This is a genomic window from Oceanisphaera arctica, assembly GCF_002936955.1.
Lineage (GTDB): Bacteria > Pseudomonadota > Gammaproteobacteria > Enterobacterales > Aeromonadaceae > Oceanimonas > Oceanimonas arctica.
In genome coordinates this window covers 1-17,416 of record NZ_MPZM01000051.1, presented here as the reverse complement: position 1 = coordinate 17,416, position 17,416 = coordinate 1, and the positions used below count along the sequence as shown (strand labels likewise).

The window sequence follows — 17,416 nt, the reverse complement described above, 5'->3', positions numbered from 1 at the left end:
ATGGCGCGGATTTGCCCGGCGCTGTGGCCCGACTCGCGCAGCAATTTCGTGGTAACGGCGGCATAGGCCTGGCCCAGTTCGGTGTCCAGCTCGCCCCATTGCCGGGCCGTGACGGCACCGCCACCGGCCAGGGTCAGCAGTCGGTGGCGCAGGGTCGGCTCGAAGGGGCTGTTGGTGCGGGCCAGCAGTGTGACACGATCGCCATCGGTTTCTACCAGCACGGCATCGATGCCGTCCAGGCTGGTGCCTGACATGATACCGATAAAGAGCTCCATGGTTACCAGCTGCTCGGCACGGTTTGCACCGGGCTGACCGGTACGCTGATCACCTCGTTTTCGAATGGTTGCGGCTCGGGTTCTACTTCCACCACCGGCACAGGCTCGGGAGCTGGCGGCGGCACATCGGGGGTACCGCCACAGGCGGTCAGGGCCAGCGTCAGGCCAAGCCATAGCGGCTTGCGCAGGGTGGTTGTGTACATCGGGTATTGCTCCATGAAAGAGGACGGTGGCAGGTGGTGGATATGGTCGACCCATTCTGGCTGACTTCGGTATTGCTGGTGCGGAAGGTCAACAGGATAATATTTGCTGTCAAACTATGAGTTATCAAGCTACGGATTATCAAACAAGGTTGCCACAGCCGGCCACCGGCTGCCAGCATGACGCCACAAAATAAATAACGAGGGAATACCATGGCCTACTGGCTGTTCAAAACCGAGCCCGATACCTTTTCCATCGACGACCTGGCGCGGGCCAACACCCTGTGGGAAGGAGTGCGCAACTATCAGGCCCGTAACTTTCTGCGTGACGAGGTGCAGGTGGGGGATAGGGTCTTCATTTATCATTCCAGCTGCAAACAGGTAGGCATCGCCGGTATCGGCAAGGTGGAGCGCGCCGGTTTTCCCGACCCGTTCGCCTTCGACCCGACTAGCCCCTACTTCGATGATAAATCCAACCCGGAACAACCCCGCTGGTATGCGGTGGAGCTGAGCTACGAGCGCCATCTGCCCTTGTTGCCGCTGGCCGCGCTCAAGGCCAACCCGGCGTTAAGCGGGCTGCCGTTGGTGCAGAAGGGCAGCCGGCTGTCGGTGATGCCGGTGAGCGAGGCCGAGAGGCAGGCCATCCTGGCAATGGTGTGAGTGGCGAGTCGCCTCAGGGGTACTGTTCAAAGAACGACAGCGCGGCTTCCAGTGCCTGCTGGCGCTGACGATCCCGTTCGATAAACAGCTCGTGGGATGCCTTCTTGATGACCTGTGGTGCCCCGCCATGGCAATGTGCGAGGGCCTGGCAGAAGCGGTTCTGGGCTCTGTTGTCCACCACCACATCGTTACCGGCCTGTAACACCAGCAAGGGGGTGGTAATACGGCCCGCCTTGGCGATGGCGCTGTCGCCGGCCTGCAGTGACTGTTGCAGCCAGTGCAGGCTGGCGCCGCCCAGCTGTAATTCGGGCCGTTGCCGATACAGATCGCGAAACAGCTTGTAACGCGCTTCGCTGTGGGTCAGGTCGTTGTCTTTGAAGGGCACTTCCACATAGCCACCGCCCTGACCGGGGGCGTAGCAGGCCTCGTGGCCCAGCCAGTGGCAACCGGTATCGAGTGCGCCGAGCAGGCCGTCGACCAGCCAGCGCGGCATAGGCCCGAGGTAAATGCCCATCATGGGTGACGACAGCGCCGCCGCCTGCAGTCGAACCTGGGTTTCGCTCAGCCACAGCGCCGAAATGGTGCCACCCATGGAGTGGGACAGCAAATAGAGGCTGTCTACCGGCTCCAGTAACACCACCTGCTGCATAAACTGCTCCAGATCCTGCACGTAGTCGTCAAAGTCTGCCACGTAGCCCATCAGCGGATCCTGCAGCAGCCGGGGCGCCAGACCCTGACCACGGTGATCATAGAGATAAACGTTATAACCGTTGTTGAACAGATCAAAGGCCAGCTCCTGGTACTTGAGATAGCTTTCGGTACGGCCATTGACCAGCACGATGGCTTTTTGGTGCTCGGGGCGGCTCAGACTGGCGTAGGGTAATTCCAGGCCATCGGTGCCGACGAAGTGGCCCTGTTCCGCCTGCCGTTGCCAGAAGGCATTCAGCCCGGACTGACCCAGATCGCTGAGTTCGGCTTCGGTGATCAGACGAGGGGCGGCGATGGCGGTATTCATAAGCAGGAAAATCCCGATCAGGAACAGGCGAGCGAGCATAGATGGCTCCGGGCGGTTCGCTATTGGACAAGGTGAGTAGCAGTGTAGCGTGAAAGGACGGGGGATTACACAATGCCTGGCGTGAGGCGTGAGGCGTGAGGCGTGAGGCGTGAGGCGTGAGGCGTGAGGCGTGAGGCGTGAGGCGTGAGGCGTGAGGCGTGAGGCGTGAGGCGTGAGGCGTGAGGGGCTTTGACTTTTCACCCCTCACGCTTTCCCCCTCACCGGATTTACTTCCGCAACCGATAGACCTTGAGCACGTTGGGGGTAACCCGGATCTTGCGCATGATGTTGGCCAGATGGATACGGCTCTTGGTGGTGATCAGCAACTCGACCACGTAGACCCGGCCGTCCTTTTCTTCGGTGGCGATGCTGTGAATATTGGCACCGGTGGCGGCAATAACATTGGCCAGCTCGGCCAGGGCGCCCTGGTGGTTGATGAGCTCGATACCGATTTCGGTCTTGAATTCGAAATCGAAATCTTGCTCCATGTCCCACTGCACCGGCAGGTACTTGTCTGGTTCCTTGCTGTAGCCACGGATGTTCTTGCACGATTCCAGATGCACCACCAGCCCACGGCCGGGGCTGATATGGGCGACGATGGGGTCGCCGGGAATCGGGCGACAGCAGTTGGCGAAGTTGAGCAGCATGTCGTCGGCGCCACGGATCGGCATCTTCTTCATGGCCTTGGATCGTTCTGTCGGCATCTCGTCCGGCTTGCTCAGCAGGCGGCGGGCCATCACCACGCTCATGGCATTACCCAGACCGATATCCGCCAGCAGACTATTGATCGAACCATGTTTGGTGTCTTTCAGTACCTGTTCGATACGATCGGCCGGAATGTCTTCCAGGTTTTTGGCGCCCAATGCATGATTCAGCAGCCGCTTGCCCAGCAGCACCGACTCTTCGGTACGCAGGTTCTTGAGGAACTGACGGATCTTGGTGCGGGCGCGCGAGGTCACCACGAAGTTGAGCCAGGCCGCATTGGGGCGGGCGCTGGGTGCGGTGATGATTTCGATGGTCTGTCCCGAGTGCAGCGGCTGGCTGAGCGGGAACGGCTGGCGGTCGACCCGGGCGCCGACGCAGGCATGGCCGATGTCGGTGTGCACCGCATAGGCGAAGTCGACCGGGGTGGCACCAGAGGGCAGCTCCAAGATTCGGCCTTCCGGGGTGAAAACGTAGATTTCATCCGGGAACAGATCGGTTTTTACCCCTTCGATAAACTCGAACGAGGAGCCGGCGCTCTGCTGCAGTTCGAGCAGACTTTGCATCCAGCGCTGGGCACGTACCTGAGCCGTGGTGTCGGAACGCTCCTGGTCCTGCTTGTAGGCCCAGTGAGCCGCGACCCCTTTATCGGCCATCTGATCCATGTATTCGGTACGGATCTGCACCTCCACCGGCACGCCGTGCGGCCCCACCAGCGAGGTGTGCAGCGATTGATAACCGTTGGTCTTGGGAATGGCGATGTAGTCTTTGAAGCGACCCGGGCGCGGCTTGTACAGGGTGTGCATCTGGCCGAGCACCCGATAGCAGGTATCGATGTCTTTTACGATGACCCGAAAGGCATAGATATCCATGACTTCATGGAACTGCAGCTCTTTCTTCACCATCTTGTTGTAGATGGAGAACAGGTTCTTTTCCCGACCCTTGACCTGAGCTTCGATGCGGGAGTCGTCCAGCCGGCCACTGACCTCTTCCAGAATCGACTGGATGATTTCGCGCCGGTTGCCTCTGGCTCGGCGTACCGATTCGCGCAGCACCCGGGTGCGCATGGGGTAGAGCGCTTCCAGCCCCAGCTCTTCCAGCTCGTTCTTGATGCTGTGAATGCCCAGTCGGTTGGCGATGGGCGCATGAATTTCGAGGGTTTCGCGGGCGATGCGGCGGCGTTTGTCCGGACGCAGGGCGCCCAGGGTACGCATATTATGGGTGCGGTCGGCCAGCTTGATCAGTATGACCCGGATATCCTGGGTCATGGCCAATACCATCTTGCGGAAGTTTTCGGTCTGGGCTTCTTTGCGATCCCGGAACTTGAGCTTGTCGAGTTTGGAAACGCCTTCAACGAGTTCGGCCACCGCCGTGCCGAACTGTTGTTCGAGCATGGTTTTGGTGACCGGGGTATCTTCGATGACGTCGTGCAGCAAGGCGGCCATCAGGGTTTCGTGATCGAGGTGCATCTCTCCCAGAATGCGCGCCACCGCCACCGGATGGGTGATATAGGGTTCGCCGCTGGAGCGGGTCTGCCCCTGGTGGGCGTCCCGGGCCACCACGTAGGCGACCTTTAGCTGCTCCACCTGCTCAGCCGGCAGGTAACTGGTGGCAAGCTCCTTGAGAGATTCAAATAGATACAATTAATACCCCGACAGTCGATGCCGATTATACGCAATTCAGAGGCAAGGCCCGTTCAGACTGGAACGGGCCGGCCGGCACAGGCTGGAGGACACACCGGATTTAGATGCGGCCTTCGGCGATGGCGGCAACGGCAGCCAGTTCGGCAGCTTCCATTTCCTGCTGCTCCTGGCGATCCTGTACATCCATCACCGCATGGTTAACCAGGCCTTGTTCTATTTCCCGCAGGGCGATAACGGTCGGCTTGTCGTTTTCCGGGGCGACCAGCGGATCCTTGCCTTGGGTGGCCAGTTGGCGGGCGCGACGGGAAGCAACCAGAACCAGATCAAAACGGTTGCCTACCTGCTCAACAGCATCTTCAACAGTAACGCGTGCCATAATGGACTCCAATGATTAAAAAAGGTGCAAAATTCTAATGGATCTTAGCTTATTCCGCCAGTAGTCCGGAAAGCAAGTCCTGGAAACGTATCGCCTGCTTGCCACTGTTGGCACGCTCGGCTTCGATAATGGAGCTGAGCTGGTTCAACGCATGGTCGAAATTGTCGTTGACCAGCAGATAGTCGTATTCGTCGTAGTGGGACATTTCCGACACAGCCTTGTCCATGCGGCCCTGGATGACCTCGGCGCTGTCTTGCTGACGCGCATTCAGCCGGCGTTCCAGCTCTTTCCGGCTGGGCGGCAGAATAAAGATGGATTTGGCGCTGGGAGACTGGGCGCGGATCTGGCGGGCGCCCTGCCAGTCGATATCCAGCAGAATATCGATACCTTTTGCCAACTGGGCATCGATCCACTCGCGCGAGGTGCCGTAGTAGTTGCCGAACACTTCGGCCCACTCGTAAAAGGCACCGCGATCGATCAGCGCCTTGAACTGAGGCTGGTCCACAAAGTGATAATGTACACCGTCAACTTCACCCGGGCGCGTGGCTCTGGTGGTATGAGAGACGGAAACCTGCAGCTTGCCGTCGGCGCTGGGGCGTTCCAACAGCGCCTGGATCAGGCTGGATTTGCCTGCGCCGCTGGGGGAAGAAATAATAAATAAGGTACCGATGTGCGCCATAATGTCGTGCCCGTTCTGGGGTTATCTGCCAGCGCCGAGCATGGGGCTGGAACCAAGGGCGGCAAAGCTTACCAGAAGACGACAGATAAAAAAATGGCCGTTGTAAATACAACGACCAGTCAAAGGTAACTATAGCTTGCTGCGGAAGTGCCCTCCACGCAAATTGCATTATGATCAGCGGGCCGCTTCGGCTCTATCAGTTTTTACCTGATAAAAACCTCGTAAAAACCGAGTTATTATTCAGGGTGAAGGATACCGACATCACCATTGCCTCTGAACGAGATGCAACGGCTTCACCGGAGCATTCAGCTTTCCGGAGGATTTTTCCGGACCACATCAACCTTGTGCTGTTCCTTGGTCCACTTGCCCTGAGGCTTGTCGATGTACTGAAAATGCTCGTTGGTAAAGCTGCCCTGGTTGCAGGTGGTGCGATAGAAGGTAGTAGGTACTTTTTGATAATCCAGCACCTGATTGAACACGCCTGGGCCTGTCATGTTGTACACCCCTTCAATCTGGTTTTCCTGAATATTGGTCAGCACTTGCTCGATCAACCGGGCCAGGTTGGGGTTGTCGGGCTTGCTGGCTATGAAGTAGTTGGTCAGCTCGTTGTTCTGACGAATGATATACAGCTCTTGGTGCTCCGGCTTGATGATATAGCCAAGCGGCCATACCGCATGGGCGTCGATATCCAGATACACACCACCATGTTTTTGCAGCACCAGCAGCCGCCAGAAATCCGCCTGAGCGGCCCCGATCTGCAGCCGTGAGTAGGCCTCGAATATCTCCGGTGAATAGTTGTCCCTGATGAATTCGGCCCGGGCCTCGGTGATCATGAAACGATACTCGAAGGTCGGCGAAATGATCCGGTTGAACAGATAGTTGAGATACACCGGCAGCGTGGCCTTGTTGGTGTAATTGGTCTGCCAGATGATGCGGGGAATAGGCCTGTCTTCTCCCCTCAGCAAGGCGCCGGAGCGTTCCGGCAGGGTGAAACGTTTGTTGGGTAGCAGGGCATGAAAGCCGTAGCTCAGCACCTTGGTAATATTGGCAAAGAGTTTGATCAACCGGCTGGTTACTAGTATATGCGCCGTCACTGGAGCTCCTGTGGCAAGTCGTGGAGTTAAAACCCGATTTATTTTAGCATGTCCGGCCTGCAGACCGACCTCTGACGGTCCACAAAGATAGCATAACCCCCACTAAAAGGAGCTTCCCGTGCCGGCCAATAATAATGACCAGGCTTTTCTGGATATTCTGAATCAGCTGACCGTGGATCAACTCAAGCCCCGATTCAAGTCATGTCGGGCCGCCGGCACGGCACCGGCCCGCAAGGCGGAGCTGATAAGCGGGATGAAGTCGTGGCTGTCCGGCAGCGGGCTGGAACTTGTGTGGCAGTCCCTTTCGTCGCTGGAACAGCAAGCAGTACGCACCAGTCTTTACTGCAGCGACGGCTGGTTTGACGAGCGCCGTTTTGCCGCCGAATTTGGCAGTTTGCCGGCCTGGTTTACCGAGCGTTATCACTTTTACCATACCTCGGCCGAGCAATATAAACTGGGGTGGTTTTTCTATCCGCCGGGACGCTACCAGAGTGGGCAGCGCATTCCGGACTGGCTTCAGGAGCGGCTCAAATCGGTGGTGTCGCCACCGGAACCAGCGAGGTTACTGCCCGATGAGTTGCCAACCCCGCTGCCCGCCAATACGGTGATAGTGGCACGGGAGCGAGCGGCAGCAAGAGAGTTGCGGCTGATGCTGGTATTGCTGCAGGAGGGGGAGATCAAGGTCAGCGATAAAACCGGGCTGCCAGGCAAGGCGCTGCTGCAAAAAATCTCGACCCGGTTGGAGGAGTATTATCCGGACGATCCCTGTGAAGATGCCCCGGGTGTTGCTCATATCAAGGCCTTTGGCTGGATCATGCTGTTGCAGGCCTCACGCTGGGTACAGCGAAAAGCCGGCCGGCTGGTGCTGACTGCCGAGGGGCTTAAGCAACTGTCGGCTCCGCTGCATCAGACCCAGAGGCAATTGTGGCTGGATTGGCTGGATAGCCAGGTGCTGGACGAGTTTTCCCGCATCGAGATTATCAAGGGACAGACTGGCAAGGGCGCACAGAGCCTGACGCCAGTGCCTGATCGCCGGCATGCGATGGCGGCGGCCCTGACCGAAAGTCCGGCCGGCGGTTGGGTTTCCTATCCGGCCTTTTCCCGTTTTATGCTGACCGGCGGCCATGAATTCGAGATTACCGAGGATGTCAGCACCCTTTATATTTACGAGCGCCATTACGGCACCCTTTACCATGCCGAATGGGAGGTATTGCAGGGGCGATATTTGCGCTGCGTGCTGCTGGAATATGCAGCCACCCTGGGGCTGATAGATGTGGTGCTGGCGCCGCCCCAGCAGCCGGATCCCGACTACGACTTTATGTGGGGTGCCGATGACCTTGAATGCCTGAGCCGGTACGACGGCCTGCTTTATGTGCGGCTGAATGCGTTTGGTGCCTATTGTCTGGGGCTGACCAGAGACTATGAGGATCCGTCGGCCAGCCGGCAAACGCCTCTGACCATACAAAAAGGTTATCGACTGCATTTCAACCAACCGCCGAGCGAGGCCGAGCTGTTGCTGATAGAAGGCTATGCGGATGGCCCGGACGAACATGGTTGGCGGCTGTCGCAGGAGAAAATGCTGACCCTGCTGGAAAATGGCGGCAGCCTGGCGCCGCTGCGCGACTTTATTAACAAGCGAGATCCCCAGCCCTTTTTGCCGCAAGACAGTGAGCAACTGTTGGCAAGCTGCGAAGCCAATGCCCGAGCGGTGACTCCGGCAGGCACGGTGATGCTGCTGTACTGCCGGGACGAGCAGACGGCGACAGCCATTGCCGCCCATCCGTTAACTGCAAATCTGTGTCAGGCGGCGGGCGATAACCGCTTGTTGGTTGAGCCCCGTCGGGAGCAGGACTTCCGCCGGGCCCTGCATCAGGCCGGTTATGGTATGGCGGCGGGATAACCAGGTTCAGCTCAGCAGCGCCAGCAGGCTGTCGGCATCCGAAGGCAGGCCGGCGCTGCCGGCGTCGCTGAACAGGGCATCGGCCAGCGCCTGTTTTTGTTGCTGCATCTGCTGGATGCGCTCTTCCACTGTATCGGCGGCCACCAGTTTGTACACGAATACCGGCTTGTCCTGCCCGATACGATGGGCCCGGTCGGTGGCTTGATTTTCCACCGCCGGGTTCCACCAGGGATCCACATGGATGACTACGTCGGCCGCCGTCAGGTTGAGGCCGCTGCCACCTGCCTTGAGGCTGATCAGAAATATCCGAGCTTCACCTTGCTGAAAGCGATTTATGGCCTCCTGGCGCTTGCGGGTTTTGCCGGTGAGTTTGCTATAGGAAATATTCTGCTGCTTGAGATCGGCTTCGATCAGGCCCAGCACCTCGGTAAACTGGGAAAACACCAGAATATGACGACCTTCTTCCAGCATCCGGGGCAGGGCATCTGACAGCCAGTCCAGCTTGGCATGCTCCTTGATGTCGGCGGCTTTTTCCAGCTTGACCAGTCGAGGGTCGATACAGGCCTGACGCAACTTGAGCAGGGCATCGAGAAACTCGATGTGGCTGCGGGCCATGCCCTTCTGGGCAACCAGGGTGCGCAGCCGCTTTTCCATGCTGACCCGGATACTTTCGTACAGCGCCCGTTGTTTGCCCTGCAGCTCCACATACTGGGTGATTTCGGTTTTTTCCGGCAGCTCTTTTACCACCTCGGCCTTGGTGCGGCGTAGCATAAAGGGTGCCAGCCGCTGGCCCAGCTCCTGCTGACGCTGCCGGTTGCCATCGGTTTCGATGGGCTGGCGATAGTTGCGGTTGAAACGGCTGCGGCCACCGAGCAGGCCGGGCAGCACGAAGTCCATCAGCGCCCACAGCTCGCCGAGGTGATTTTCCAGCGGCGTACCGCTCAGGCACAGGCGCAAACCACCCTTGAGCTCGCGCACCCGTTGGGCGACCTTGGTGATGGGGTTCTTGATGGCCTGGGCTTCATCCAGTACCAGCACGCCGAAGTGTTGCTGTGCGTAGTGTTCGCTGTCTCGCAGCAGCAGCGGATAGGTGGTGATCACCAGGTCATGGTCGTCGATCTGCTCGAAGGCGGCGTGCCGCTGGGGGCCGTGGATGATCAGTACTCTGAGGTCGGGCGTAAAGCGGCTGGCCTCGTGCTGCCAGTTGCCGACCAGGCTGGTGGGCGCCAGTATCATGGCCGGTTGCTGCAGCTGGTCGGTTTCCTTGAGATGCTGGATCAGCGCCAGGGCCTGCAGCGTCTTGCCCAGCCCCATGTCGTCGGCGAGGATGCCGCCAAGGCCGTAACGATGCAGGAAGCCCAGCCAGTTCAGCCCCTGCTGTTGATAGGGACGTAGCTCGGCGCGCAGCCCGGCCGGTACCGGTACCGGCTGCAGGCCGGTGAAGTTCTGCAGCTGCGCCATCATGGCCCGGGTTAGCGGCGCCTGACGAGCGTCCAGCTCCAGGCCCTGCAGTTGCGCCGCCTGAAATCCGGGCAGGGTCACGGGCTGATTGAGCCGGCTCTGGTCGAACAGCTCCATCAGCAAATCGCGCAGGGTCCATAACGGCTGGGTATCTACCCGCAGCCAGTCGTCGCCGACCGGCAGCAGCAGTTCGGCCGGCATGTCGGCCTGCAGCCAGGCGCCGATCACCTCCATGGTGTCGAGTTTGGTGTCGCCCAGCTGCAGCCCGAGCGAGAAATCGAACCAGCCGCTGTGCTGGTCTTGCAGTTCTATATCGAAGCGGGCGTCGTGTATCTCGAACCGGTAATCCGGTGCCTTGCCGATGCGCCAGCCCTGACGTTCCAGTTCGGGAACGTCCTGCTCCAGCAGTGCCTGCCATTGGCGCACGATCTGGATGTCATCATGGGTATCCGGCGTCCAGAGTTCGTCCAGCTCGGCGCTCGGCCAAAGACCCAGATCGTACAGCTGATCGCAGTAGCCGTTTTCGGCCGCTTTATTCCGTTTAACCAGGTACTGGTGGCCGCCATGATCATGGATCTGTGCCTGTTCGGGAAAATTGGAAAAATAGCAGGGGCGCTGGACGATACCAGAATACTCGAAATGCAGCTGCGCCCCGGGTTGCGGCAACCCCTCCTGTGTTTGTGCCATCGTCAGAGTCAGGTGCGGAATTGGGGTATCGGCGGTGACAAGCTCCGGCTCCTGTTCCAGCGGCAGCTGCTCGGGAGTAAACGCCCGGCGCAGGTGGGCGGCGGTGATGGCCATTTGCTCTTTGGGAACCGGTGGCATGTCGCACAGATGAGCAATCCGATCACTGCTGAGGGGGGTGATAATGTCACCAATAATCGCTTTTTTCCTGTTCAGATAGCAGGGTGGGTTAACGGCAAGTAGCTGCCAGTCGGTTAACCCATCCAGTCTGGCAACCAGCTGCTGGCCGGCGTTGGTCTCTTGCCACGCCCAATTCAAGGCGCGTGGCTCGGCTTGCTGTAATGGTTGATTGCCAAATACCGGCATTAAACGCTGGCTGCTTAACAAGCGGGTCAGCGCCAGATAACCGTCCTCCCCCTGAAGGGAAAGCATGGCACTGTTGTATGTCAATGCAGGCAGTTGCTTCAGGGTGATGAGGTCTTCCGGCAGGTAAAAGTCCGGCGTATCCCATGACAGGTGATAAGCATTCACATAATAGGATTTTTGCTGGCCCCAGCTGCCGTCTTTTTTCAGATAGCTTTTGTACAACGCCAGTACAAACTGGCCCTGATGGTGTTCCAGCCGATACAGCAGGTAATGCCGAGCCGGTTGCAGCTCGGTCGTACCTGTGTCCGGCGCCGTGTCGGTCGGCAGGGCCGCCAGCCACTGCGTCAACGATGATTTGCCGGGGGCCTTGTCCGATGCTTTTGCCTTGTCCGGTGCCTTCGTGTTGTTCGGTGACTTTGCGTTGCCCGGTGCCTTCGCTTTGCTCAGCCACTGCATCCCCGCCGCCACCCCGTGTTTGCAGTTGTATCCCACCGGGCAACTGCAGTCCGAGGTCAGCGTATCGCCTTCCCAGAACAGGAACACTTCATAGGGGTAAGGCTCTGTGCCCCGTACCTCGGCAATAATCTGCTCATGCACTTCGTCCAGATTGGAAAATATCACCTTGTTCTGGCGAAAGTAGGCTTCGCCCCGCTTGAAGGCCGCGGGGTCGGTCAGTTGCTGGATGTCGTCGAGGGTGAAGTGCATTGGTCGCTGCTCTGATGCTGATCTGGATTAAAGGTCGGCGATTACTTTAATACGGCGGCAGGCGGCAGACAAACGGAGGCTGGGTAGATAGCGGGATCGGTAATAAAAAAGCCCTGACGAGTCAGGGCTTTGTGTATCAACGAATCAGTGTGAACATTACTCGATATTCTGAATTTGCTCTCTCATCTGCTCGATAAGCACCTTGAGTTCGACCGCCGAGTTGGTGATGTCGGTGCTGATCGACTTGGAGCCCAAGGTGTTGGACTCGCGGTTGAACTCTTGCATCATGAAGTCCAGCCGTCGGCCACAGGCGCCGCCTTTTTTCAGGATCTTGCGGGTCTCGCCGATGTGGGTGACCAGGCGGTCCAGCTCTTCGGCCACGTCCACTTTCTGGGCCAGCAGCACCATTTCCTGCTCCAGGCGCTGGGGCTCCAGTTCGATTTTGGCTTCTTCAAATCTGTCCTGCAGGCGCTGGCGCTGCCAGGCCATGATGGCGGGCATCTCTGTCTTGACCTTGGTCACTTCCTGATCGATGCCGGTAAGGCGCTGTTCGATCAGCTCTTTCAGCTTGTCGCCTTCGCTGGCGCGGGCGGCGAGGAAGTCGTCGACTACCTTGTCCAGGCAGGCCATCAGCTGATTGCTGAGGGCGTCCATATCCTGTGCCTGGGCTTCCATCACGCCCGGCCAGCGCAGAATGTCAACCGGGTTCAGGCTGCCCTGACCGGCTTTTTCCATCACCCAGGTGGCGCCCTCGATCAGCTGTTCGGCCAGCGGCTTGTTCATTTGCAGCTGACCCTGGTTGGCCAGATTGGACTCGAAGCGCAGGCCGCATTCCACCTTGCCCCGTTGCAGGCGGGCACGCAGTTTTTCGCGCACCAGTGGCTCCAGGCTGCGGAACTGCTCGGGCAGCCGGGTATAGGTTTCCAGATAGCGCTGGTTGACCGAGCGGATTTCCCATACTGCGGTGCCCCAGTCTTGCTTGAATTCCTGCCGGGCGTAGGCGGTCATGCTGTGGATCATGTGATTCCCATTCTGTGTTGCACGTTAATCGGTCAAGTCTGACACAGGCCGCCGCTTCCGCCAATGGCTGGCCGCATGCAATGGCCGGCCAGTTTCTCTATAATGGCGGCGTTTCGCCCGCCGGGCGGCGCGATTTTATTCCTATTGGAGAATGCCATGTCTACACGAGCCTGCGGACGCGCGGTCGATGAAATACGACCCGTTACCATCACTTCCAATTATACCCGTCATGCCGAAGGCTCGGTGTTGGTGGAATTCGGTCATACCAAGGTGCTGTGCACCGCATCGGTAGAAAAGGGCGTACCGCGTTTCTTGCGTGGCAAGGGCCAGGGCTGGGTGACGGCGGAATACGGCATGCTGCCGCGTTCGACTCACAGCCGCATGCATCGTGAGGCGGCCAAGGGTAAGCAGGGCGGTCGCACCATGGAAATTCAGCGTCTTATCGGCCGTTCGCTGCGCGCGGCCATGGATCTGAACAAGCTGGGTGAGTACACCATTACCGTGGATTGCGACGTGATCCAGGCCGATGGTGGTACCCGCACCGCGGCTATTACTGGTGCCTGCGTGGCGCTGGCTCATGCGCTGACCTGGATGAAGGAACAGGGCATGATTGCCACCAACCCGCTCAAGACCCTGGTGGCCGCCATCTCCGTGGGTATGGTTGACGGTCTGGCGGTATCGGATCTGGAATATACCGAAGACTCCACCGCCGAAACCGACATGAACGTGGTGATGACCGCCGAAGGCAACATGATAGAAGTTCAGGGCACCGCCGAAGGCGAACCCTTCAGCCACGAGCAGCTGCTGGCCATGCTGGCCCTGGCCCGCAAGTCTATCGACGAGCTGGTGGAGCACCAGCGTCGGGCGATTGAAGGCTAAAAACGCCTGTAGATGAGTGGGCGGTAAAAGGGATTCGCTCGGCTGGCCATCTGCGCCAAGGATGGCGCAGCTGAGCCCCCATGGATGGGTTTACGGCGAGCCAGCGGAGTGAGCCCTTTTACCGACTTTCCACGATTAAGGACATTCCCAGTTCTCTCAGTTAATGCTGCCTTGCACGGTGGCAACCGATATTTTCCAAACCAAATATCATTTGGAGAAGTACAACCAATGAAAGCCTACCAGCGTGACTTTATCGAATTTGCCATGGCCAAAGAGGTGCTTAAATTTGGCGAATTCACCCTGAAATCCGGGCGCAAGAGCCCCTACTTCTTCAATGCCGGCCTGTTCAGCAGCGGCCGTGATCTGGCTCGTCTGGGCCGTTTCTATGCTGCCGCCCTGGTTGATGCCAATACTCAGTACGATGTGCTGTTCGGTCCGGCCTACAAGGGCATTCCCATCGCCAGCGCCACCGCGGTGCAGCTGGCGGAAGTGCACGATCAGGACGTGCCCTACTGCTTCAACCGCAAGGAAGCCAAGACTCACGGTGAAGGTGGCAACCTGGTGGGCAGTCCGCTGGTTGGCCGCATTATGCTGGTGGACGACGTGATCACCGCCGGCACCGCCATTCGCGAGTCGATGGACATCATTCAGGCCAACGGCGCCGAACTGGCCGGAGTGCTGATTGCTCTGGACCGCCAGGAAAAAGGCAAGGGCGAACTGTCCGCCATTCAGGAAGTGGAGCGGGATTATAATGCCGAGGTGACTGCCATCATCACCCTGGCCGACTTGATTGAATACCTCGCCGAGCAGCCGGGCATGACCGAGCATCTGGAGCGGGTACGGGCCTACCGGGAGCAGTACGGAATCTAAATAAAAAAAGCCGCGTTCAGCGGCTTTTTTATTGATGAGACAGGACTCAGGCCTTGTCTTCCCTGAACAAGTGCACATCCATCTGCGGGAAGGGGATGCCGATGTCGTTGGCGTCCAGTTCGTTCTTGATCTTCTCCAGCAGATCGAACTTCAGGTTCCAGTAGTCTTCGGCCTTGACCCAGGGGCGCACGATAAAGTCCACGGAGGAAGCGCCCAGGTCGCTGACCGCGATGCGACAGCTGGGATCTTGCAGTACCCGGGGATCTTCGCTGATGATGCGGGTCAGCACCTCCTTGGTCAGCTTCAGATCGGCGCTGTAAGACACGCCGATCACCAGATCGAGCCGGCGAGTTTTCTCTTTGGAATAGTTGATGATGTTGTCGTTCAGGATCTTGCCGTTGGGCACCACTATCATTCGGTTGTCCGGTGTCATCAGTATGGTGGTGAAGATCTGTACTGACTGCACGGTACCGGCGGTGCCGCCCGCTTCCACATAATCACCGGCCTTGAAGAAACGAAAGCCAATCAGCATCACACCGGCGGCAAAGTTGGACAGGGAGCCTTGCAGTGCCAGGCCCACGGCCAGACCGGCGGCACCGACGATGGCGACGAAGGAGGCGGTTTGCACCCCGACCCGGCTGAGGGCGGCGATGATGATGAATGCCAGCAGGCCGTATTTGAGCAGGCTGGTGACGAAGTCGGAGATGGTGTTGTCTACCTTGCGCGCCTTCATTACCCGGTTCATGCCGCTGGTGAGCATGCCGACCGCCATGAAGCCGATGATCAGGGTCAGCAGGGCGGCGGTAATGTTCACCGCATATTTTATCAGTAGCTCCTGGTTGTTCAGAATCCAGCTTTGGGCCTGATTCAGTATATCGGCGTTGAGAATCTCTGTTTCCATCGGCTTGCCTCTTGGTGTGTTTGGGGCGGCGCCGGATGCTCAGACGCCATGTGGTTCAGATGGTCACTGCTGCCAGTTGTGGCTGCAGTAGCTGCCAGTGGCTGTCGAAGTGATGAGTGGGTTTAATGCGGAACTGACTGCGAACGTACTGATTGATACGCCCTTCCACATACGCCAGCAGCAGGTTGGCCAGCACCTTTTCGTCTTCGGCGAATCCTTCACCTTCGTACAGGCGACGCTCGCGCATTACCTGCTTGAGCTGGGTATCCAGTCGGTCGAACAGTTGATTGATACGAGCCAGCAGCCGTTCGTGTTCGCCTTGCAGGGCGTCACCATTCAGCAGTCGGGTAATGCCCGGGTTGCGCTCACAAAAGCCCAGCACCAGCTGCATGATGTAACGCAGGCGCAGGGCGCTGTCTTTTTCATCCTGCAGGATCAGGTTGATGCGTGAGAAGAGAGTGTCTTCGATAAAGTCGATTAATCCCTCGAACATCCGGGCCTTGCTCGGAAAATGACGGTATAGCGCCGCTTCCGATACCCCCACCTCGGCCGCCAGTTTGGCAGTGGTGATGCGTTGGCCCGGGCTGGTTTCCAGCATGTGGGCCAGGGCCTGCAAGATTTGTTCACGACGATTTTTTTTGTTTTGAATATTGGCCATAGGCGAACTTAACTCGGTTATTGGCGACCGGAAGAGCCAAAACCGCCTTCTCCCCGTTCGCTTTGGTCAAACTCGTCAACGAGCGTAAATTGAGCCTGCACCACGGGCAGGATCATCAGTTGAGCGATACGCTCACCCGGCTGAATGGTAAAGTGTTCCGTACCACGGTTCCAGCAGGATACCATCAACTGTCCCTGGTAGTCGGAGTCAATCAGCCCTACCAGGTTGCCCAGTACGATGCCGTGTTTATGCCCCAGACCGGAGCGGGGCAGTATGGTGGCGCACAGGCCGGGATCGGCAATATGAATGGCGATACCTGTGGGCAGCAGTTTGGTTTCACCCGGTGCCAGTTCCAGCGGTGCGTCCAGGCAGGCGCGCAAATCCAGGCCGGCGGAGCCCGGTGTAGCATAGGCGGGCAGGGGGAAGTCGGTGCCTACACGGGGGTCGAGAATTTTCAGCTCAATGGGTGTCATGATATTTTTCTGCAATTAAGGTGAGAAGGTGTCTGGCCAGCTCGGTTTTGCCGGCCAGGGGTAATTCGGTCTGCCCGTCAGGCCAGAATACGGTCAGGGCGTTGTCGTCGGCGTTGAAGCCCTGGCCCGCCTTGGCCACGTTGTTGGCCGCAATCATATCCAGCCCTTTGCGGCTGAGTTTATCTCGGGCGTATTTTTCCACATCCCGGGTTTCGGCCGCAAACCCGACGGTAAAGGGCTTGTTCGGCAGCGCCGCCACATTGGCGACGATATCCGGATTCTTGGTCAGTTCGATGACCATGGTATCGGCCGCGGTCTTCTTTATTTTATGGCTGGCCACCGTCTTGGGGGCATAGTCGGCCACGGCGGCGCAGGCGATAAAAATCTGCTGGGCGTCGATGTGCTCCATCACCCGGTTGTGCATCTGGGCGGCGCTTTCCACATCAAACCGTTGCACACCTGTCGGGGTCGCCAATGAAACCGGGCCGCTGACCAGGGTCACCTCGGCACCGAGTTCGGCGGCGGCAGCAGCCAGTGCGAAGCCCATTTTTCCGGAACTGTGGTTCGAAATAAAACGCACCGGATCCAGCGCCTCGCGGGTGGGGCCGGCGGTCAGCATCAGCTTGATACCGGCCAATGACTGCTTTTTCGGTGCAAAGTGTCGCTCAATCAACGCCACCAGCTCCATCGGCTCCAGCATGCGACCCGGACCGATATCGCCACAGGCCTGGGCACCCTGGGCCGGACCCCACACCAGGGTCTGGCGCCGGGCCAGGGTGGCCAGGTTGTCCTGGGTGGCCGGGTGGCGGTACATCT

General features: G+C 58.7%; 17 protein-coding genes. 4 read left to right on the top strand and 13 right to left on the bottom strand.

Annotated features, from left to right (window positions below; all coding sequences use genetic code 11):
• Together UN63_RS14960 and UN63_RS17120 are read right to left on the bottom strand one after the other, a co-directional pair.
• Positions 1-275: anhydro-N-acetylmuramic acid kinase (locus UN63_RS14960; protein WP_244905185.1), on the bottom strand; the 275-nt coding region annotated here is incomplete at its 3' end.
• 2 nt (positions 276-277) lie between these two features.
• The gene (locus tag UN63_RS17120) at positions 278-478 is read right to left on the bottom strand and encodes a hypothetical protein (RefSeq protein ID WP_104488052.1); all 201 of its coding nucleotides are present in this window, start codon (positions 476-478) and stop codon (positions 278-280) included.
• 210 nt (positions 479-688) lie between these two features.
• Between UN63_RS17120 and UN63_RS14950 the strand changes: the two genes are divergently transcribed.
• Positions 689-1,135: an EVE domain-containing protein gene (locus UN63_RS14950; RefSeq protein ID WP_104488050.1), complete on the top strand. Its 447-nt coding sequence runs from the start codon at positions 689-691 to the stop codon at positions 1,133-1,135.
• 13 nt (positions 1,136-1,148) lie between these two features.
• Here UN63_RS14950 and UN63_RS14945 read toward each other — a convergent pair whose 3' ends face one another.
• From UN63_RS14945 to UN63_RS14925, 5 genes are all read right to left on the bottom strand, one after another.
• Positions 1,149-2,189 (bottom strand): alpha/beta fold hydrolase, encoded by a 1,041-nt coding sequence (locus UN63_RS14945; RefSeq protein ID WP_104488056.1) that lies wholly within the window; start codon positions 2,187-2,189, stop codon positions 1,149-1,151.
• A 227-nt stretch (positions 2,190-2,416) separates the two neighbouring features.
• A complete protein-coding gene (gene spoT, locus UN63_RS14940; RefSeq protein WP_104488047.1) occupies positions 2,417-4,534 on the bottom strand; it encodes a bifunctional GTP diphosphokinase/guanosine-3',5'-bis pyrophosphate 3'-pyrophosphohydrolase in 2,118 nt (705 codons plus the stop codon).
• A 100-nt stretch (positions 4,535-4,634) separates the two neighbouring features.
• Complete coding sequence (gene rpoZ, locus UN63_RS14935) at positions 4,635-4,910, bottom strand: DNA-directed RNA polymerase subunit omega (protein ID WP_104488044.1); 276 nt, start codon at positions 4,908-4,910, stop codon at positions 4,635-4,637.
• A gap of 49 nt (positions 4,911-4,959) precedes the next feature.
• Positions 4,960-5,589: a guanylate kinase gene (gmk, locus tag UN63_RS14930; RefSeq protein WP_104488042.1), complete on the bottom strand. Its 630-nt coding sequence runs from the start codon at positions 5,587-5,589 to the stop codon at positions 4,960-4,962.
• Positions 5,590-5,894: 305 nt separating this feature from the next.
• Positions 5,895-6,683 carry a glycosyltransferase family 32 protein gene (locus UN63_RS14925; protein ID WP_104488039.1) on the bottom strand — a complete coding sequence of 263 codons (789 nt, stop codon included), beginning with the start codon at positions 6,681-6,683 and terminating at the stop codon, positions 5,895-5,897.
• Positions 6,684-6,801: 118 nt separating this feature from the next.
• Between UN63_RS14925 and UN63_RS14920 the strand changes: the two genes are divergently transcribed.
• Positions 6,802-8,583, top strand: coding sequence for a hypothetical protein (locus UN63_RS14920; RefSeq protein WP_104488037.1), 1,782 nt, complete (start codon positions 6,802-6,804; stop codon positions 8,581-8,583).
• A gap of 6 nt (positions 8,584-8,589) precedes the next feature.
• On the opposite strand, the gene UN63_RS14915 is transcribed toward UN63_RS14920, so the two are convergent.
• Positions 8,590-11,799 (bottom strand): DEAD/DEAH box helicase, encoded by a 3,210-nt coding sequence (locus tag UN63_RS14915; RefSeq protein WP_104488035.1) that lies wholly within the window; start codon positions 11,797-11,799, stop codon positions 8,590-8,592.
• A 156-nt stretch (positions 11,800-11,955) separates the two neighbouring features.
• Positions 11,956-12,819, bottom strand: a complete 864-nt coding sequence (locus UN63_RS14910; protein WP_104488033.1) for a YicC/YloC family endoribonuclease — start codon at positions 12,817-12,819, stop codon at positions 11,956-11,958.
• Between the two features lie 156 nt (positions 12,820-12,975).
• Here UN63_RS14910 and rph point away from each other — a divergent pair, with 156 nt between their 5' ends.
• Both rph and pyrE read left to right on the top strand, forming a co-directional pair.
• Positions 12,976-13,698 (top strand): ribonuclease PH, encoded by a 723-nt coding sequence (gene rph / locus UN63_RS14905; protein WP_104488030.1) that lies wholly within the window; start codon positions 12,976-12,978, stop codon positions 13,696-13,698.
• Between the two features lie 228 nt (positions 13,699-13,926).
• The gene (gene pyrE / locus UN63_RS14900; protein WP_104488028.1) at positions 13,927-14,568 is read left to right on the top strand and encodes an orotate phosphoribosyltransferase; all 642 of its coding nucleotides are present in this window, start codon (positions 13,927-13,929) and stop codon (positions 14,566-14,568) included.
• Between the two features lie 46 nt (positions 14,569-14,614).
• On the opposite strand, the gene mscS is transcribed toward pyrE, so the two are convergent.
• The 4 genes from mscS to coaBC form a co-directional block, all read right to left on the bottom strand.
• The gene (gene mscS / locus UN63_RS14895; protein WP_104488025.1) at positions 14,615-15,469 is read right to left on the bottom strand and encodes a small-conductance mechanosensitive channel MscS; all 855 of its coding nucleotides are present in this window, start codon (positions 15,467-15,469) and stop codon (positions 14,615-14,617) included.
• A gap of 55 nt (positions 15,470-15,524) precedes the next feature.
• Positions 15,525-16,127: a nucleoid occlusion factor SlmA gene (gene slmA, locus UN63_RS14890; RefSeq protein ID WP_104488022.1), complete on the bottom strand. Its 603-nt coding sequence runs from the start codon at positions 16,125-16,127 to the stop codon at positions 15,525-15,527.
• Between the two features lie 17 nt (positions 16,128-16,144).
• On the bottom strand, positions 16,145-16,603 hold the full coding sequence (gene dut / locus UN63_RS14885) for a dUTP diphosphatase (protein ID WP_104488054.1): 459 nt from the start codon (positions 16,601-16,603) through the stop codon (positions 16,145-16,147).
• On the bottom strand, positions 16,587-17,416 hold an 830-nt coding region (coaBC, locus tag UN63_RS14880; RefSeq protein WP_104488020.1), incomplete at its 5' end, for a bifunctional phosphopantothenoylcysteine decarboxylase/phosphopantothenate--cysteine ligase CoaBC. The genes dut and coaBC, both read right to left, overlap by 17 nt.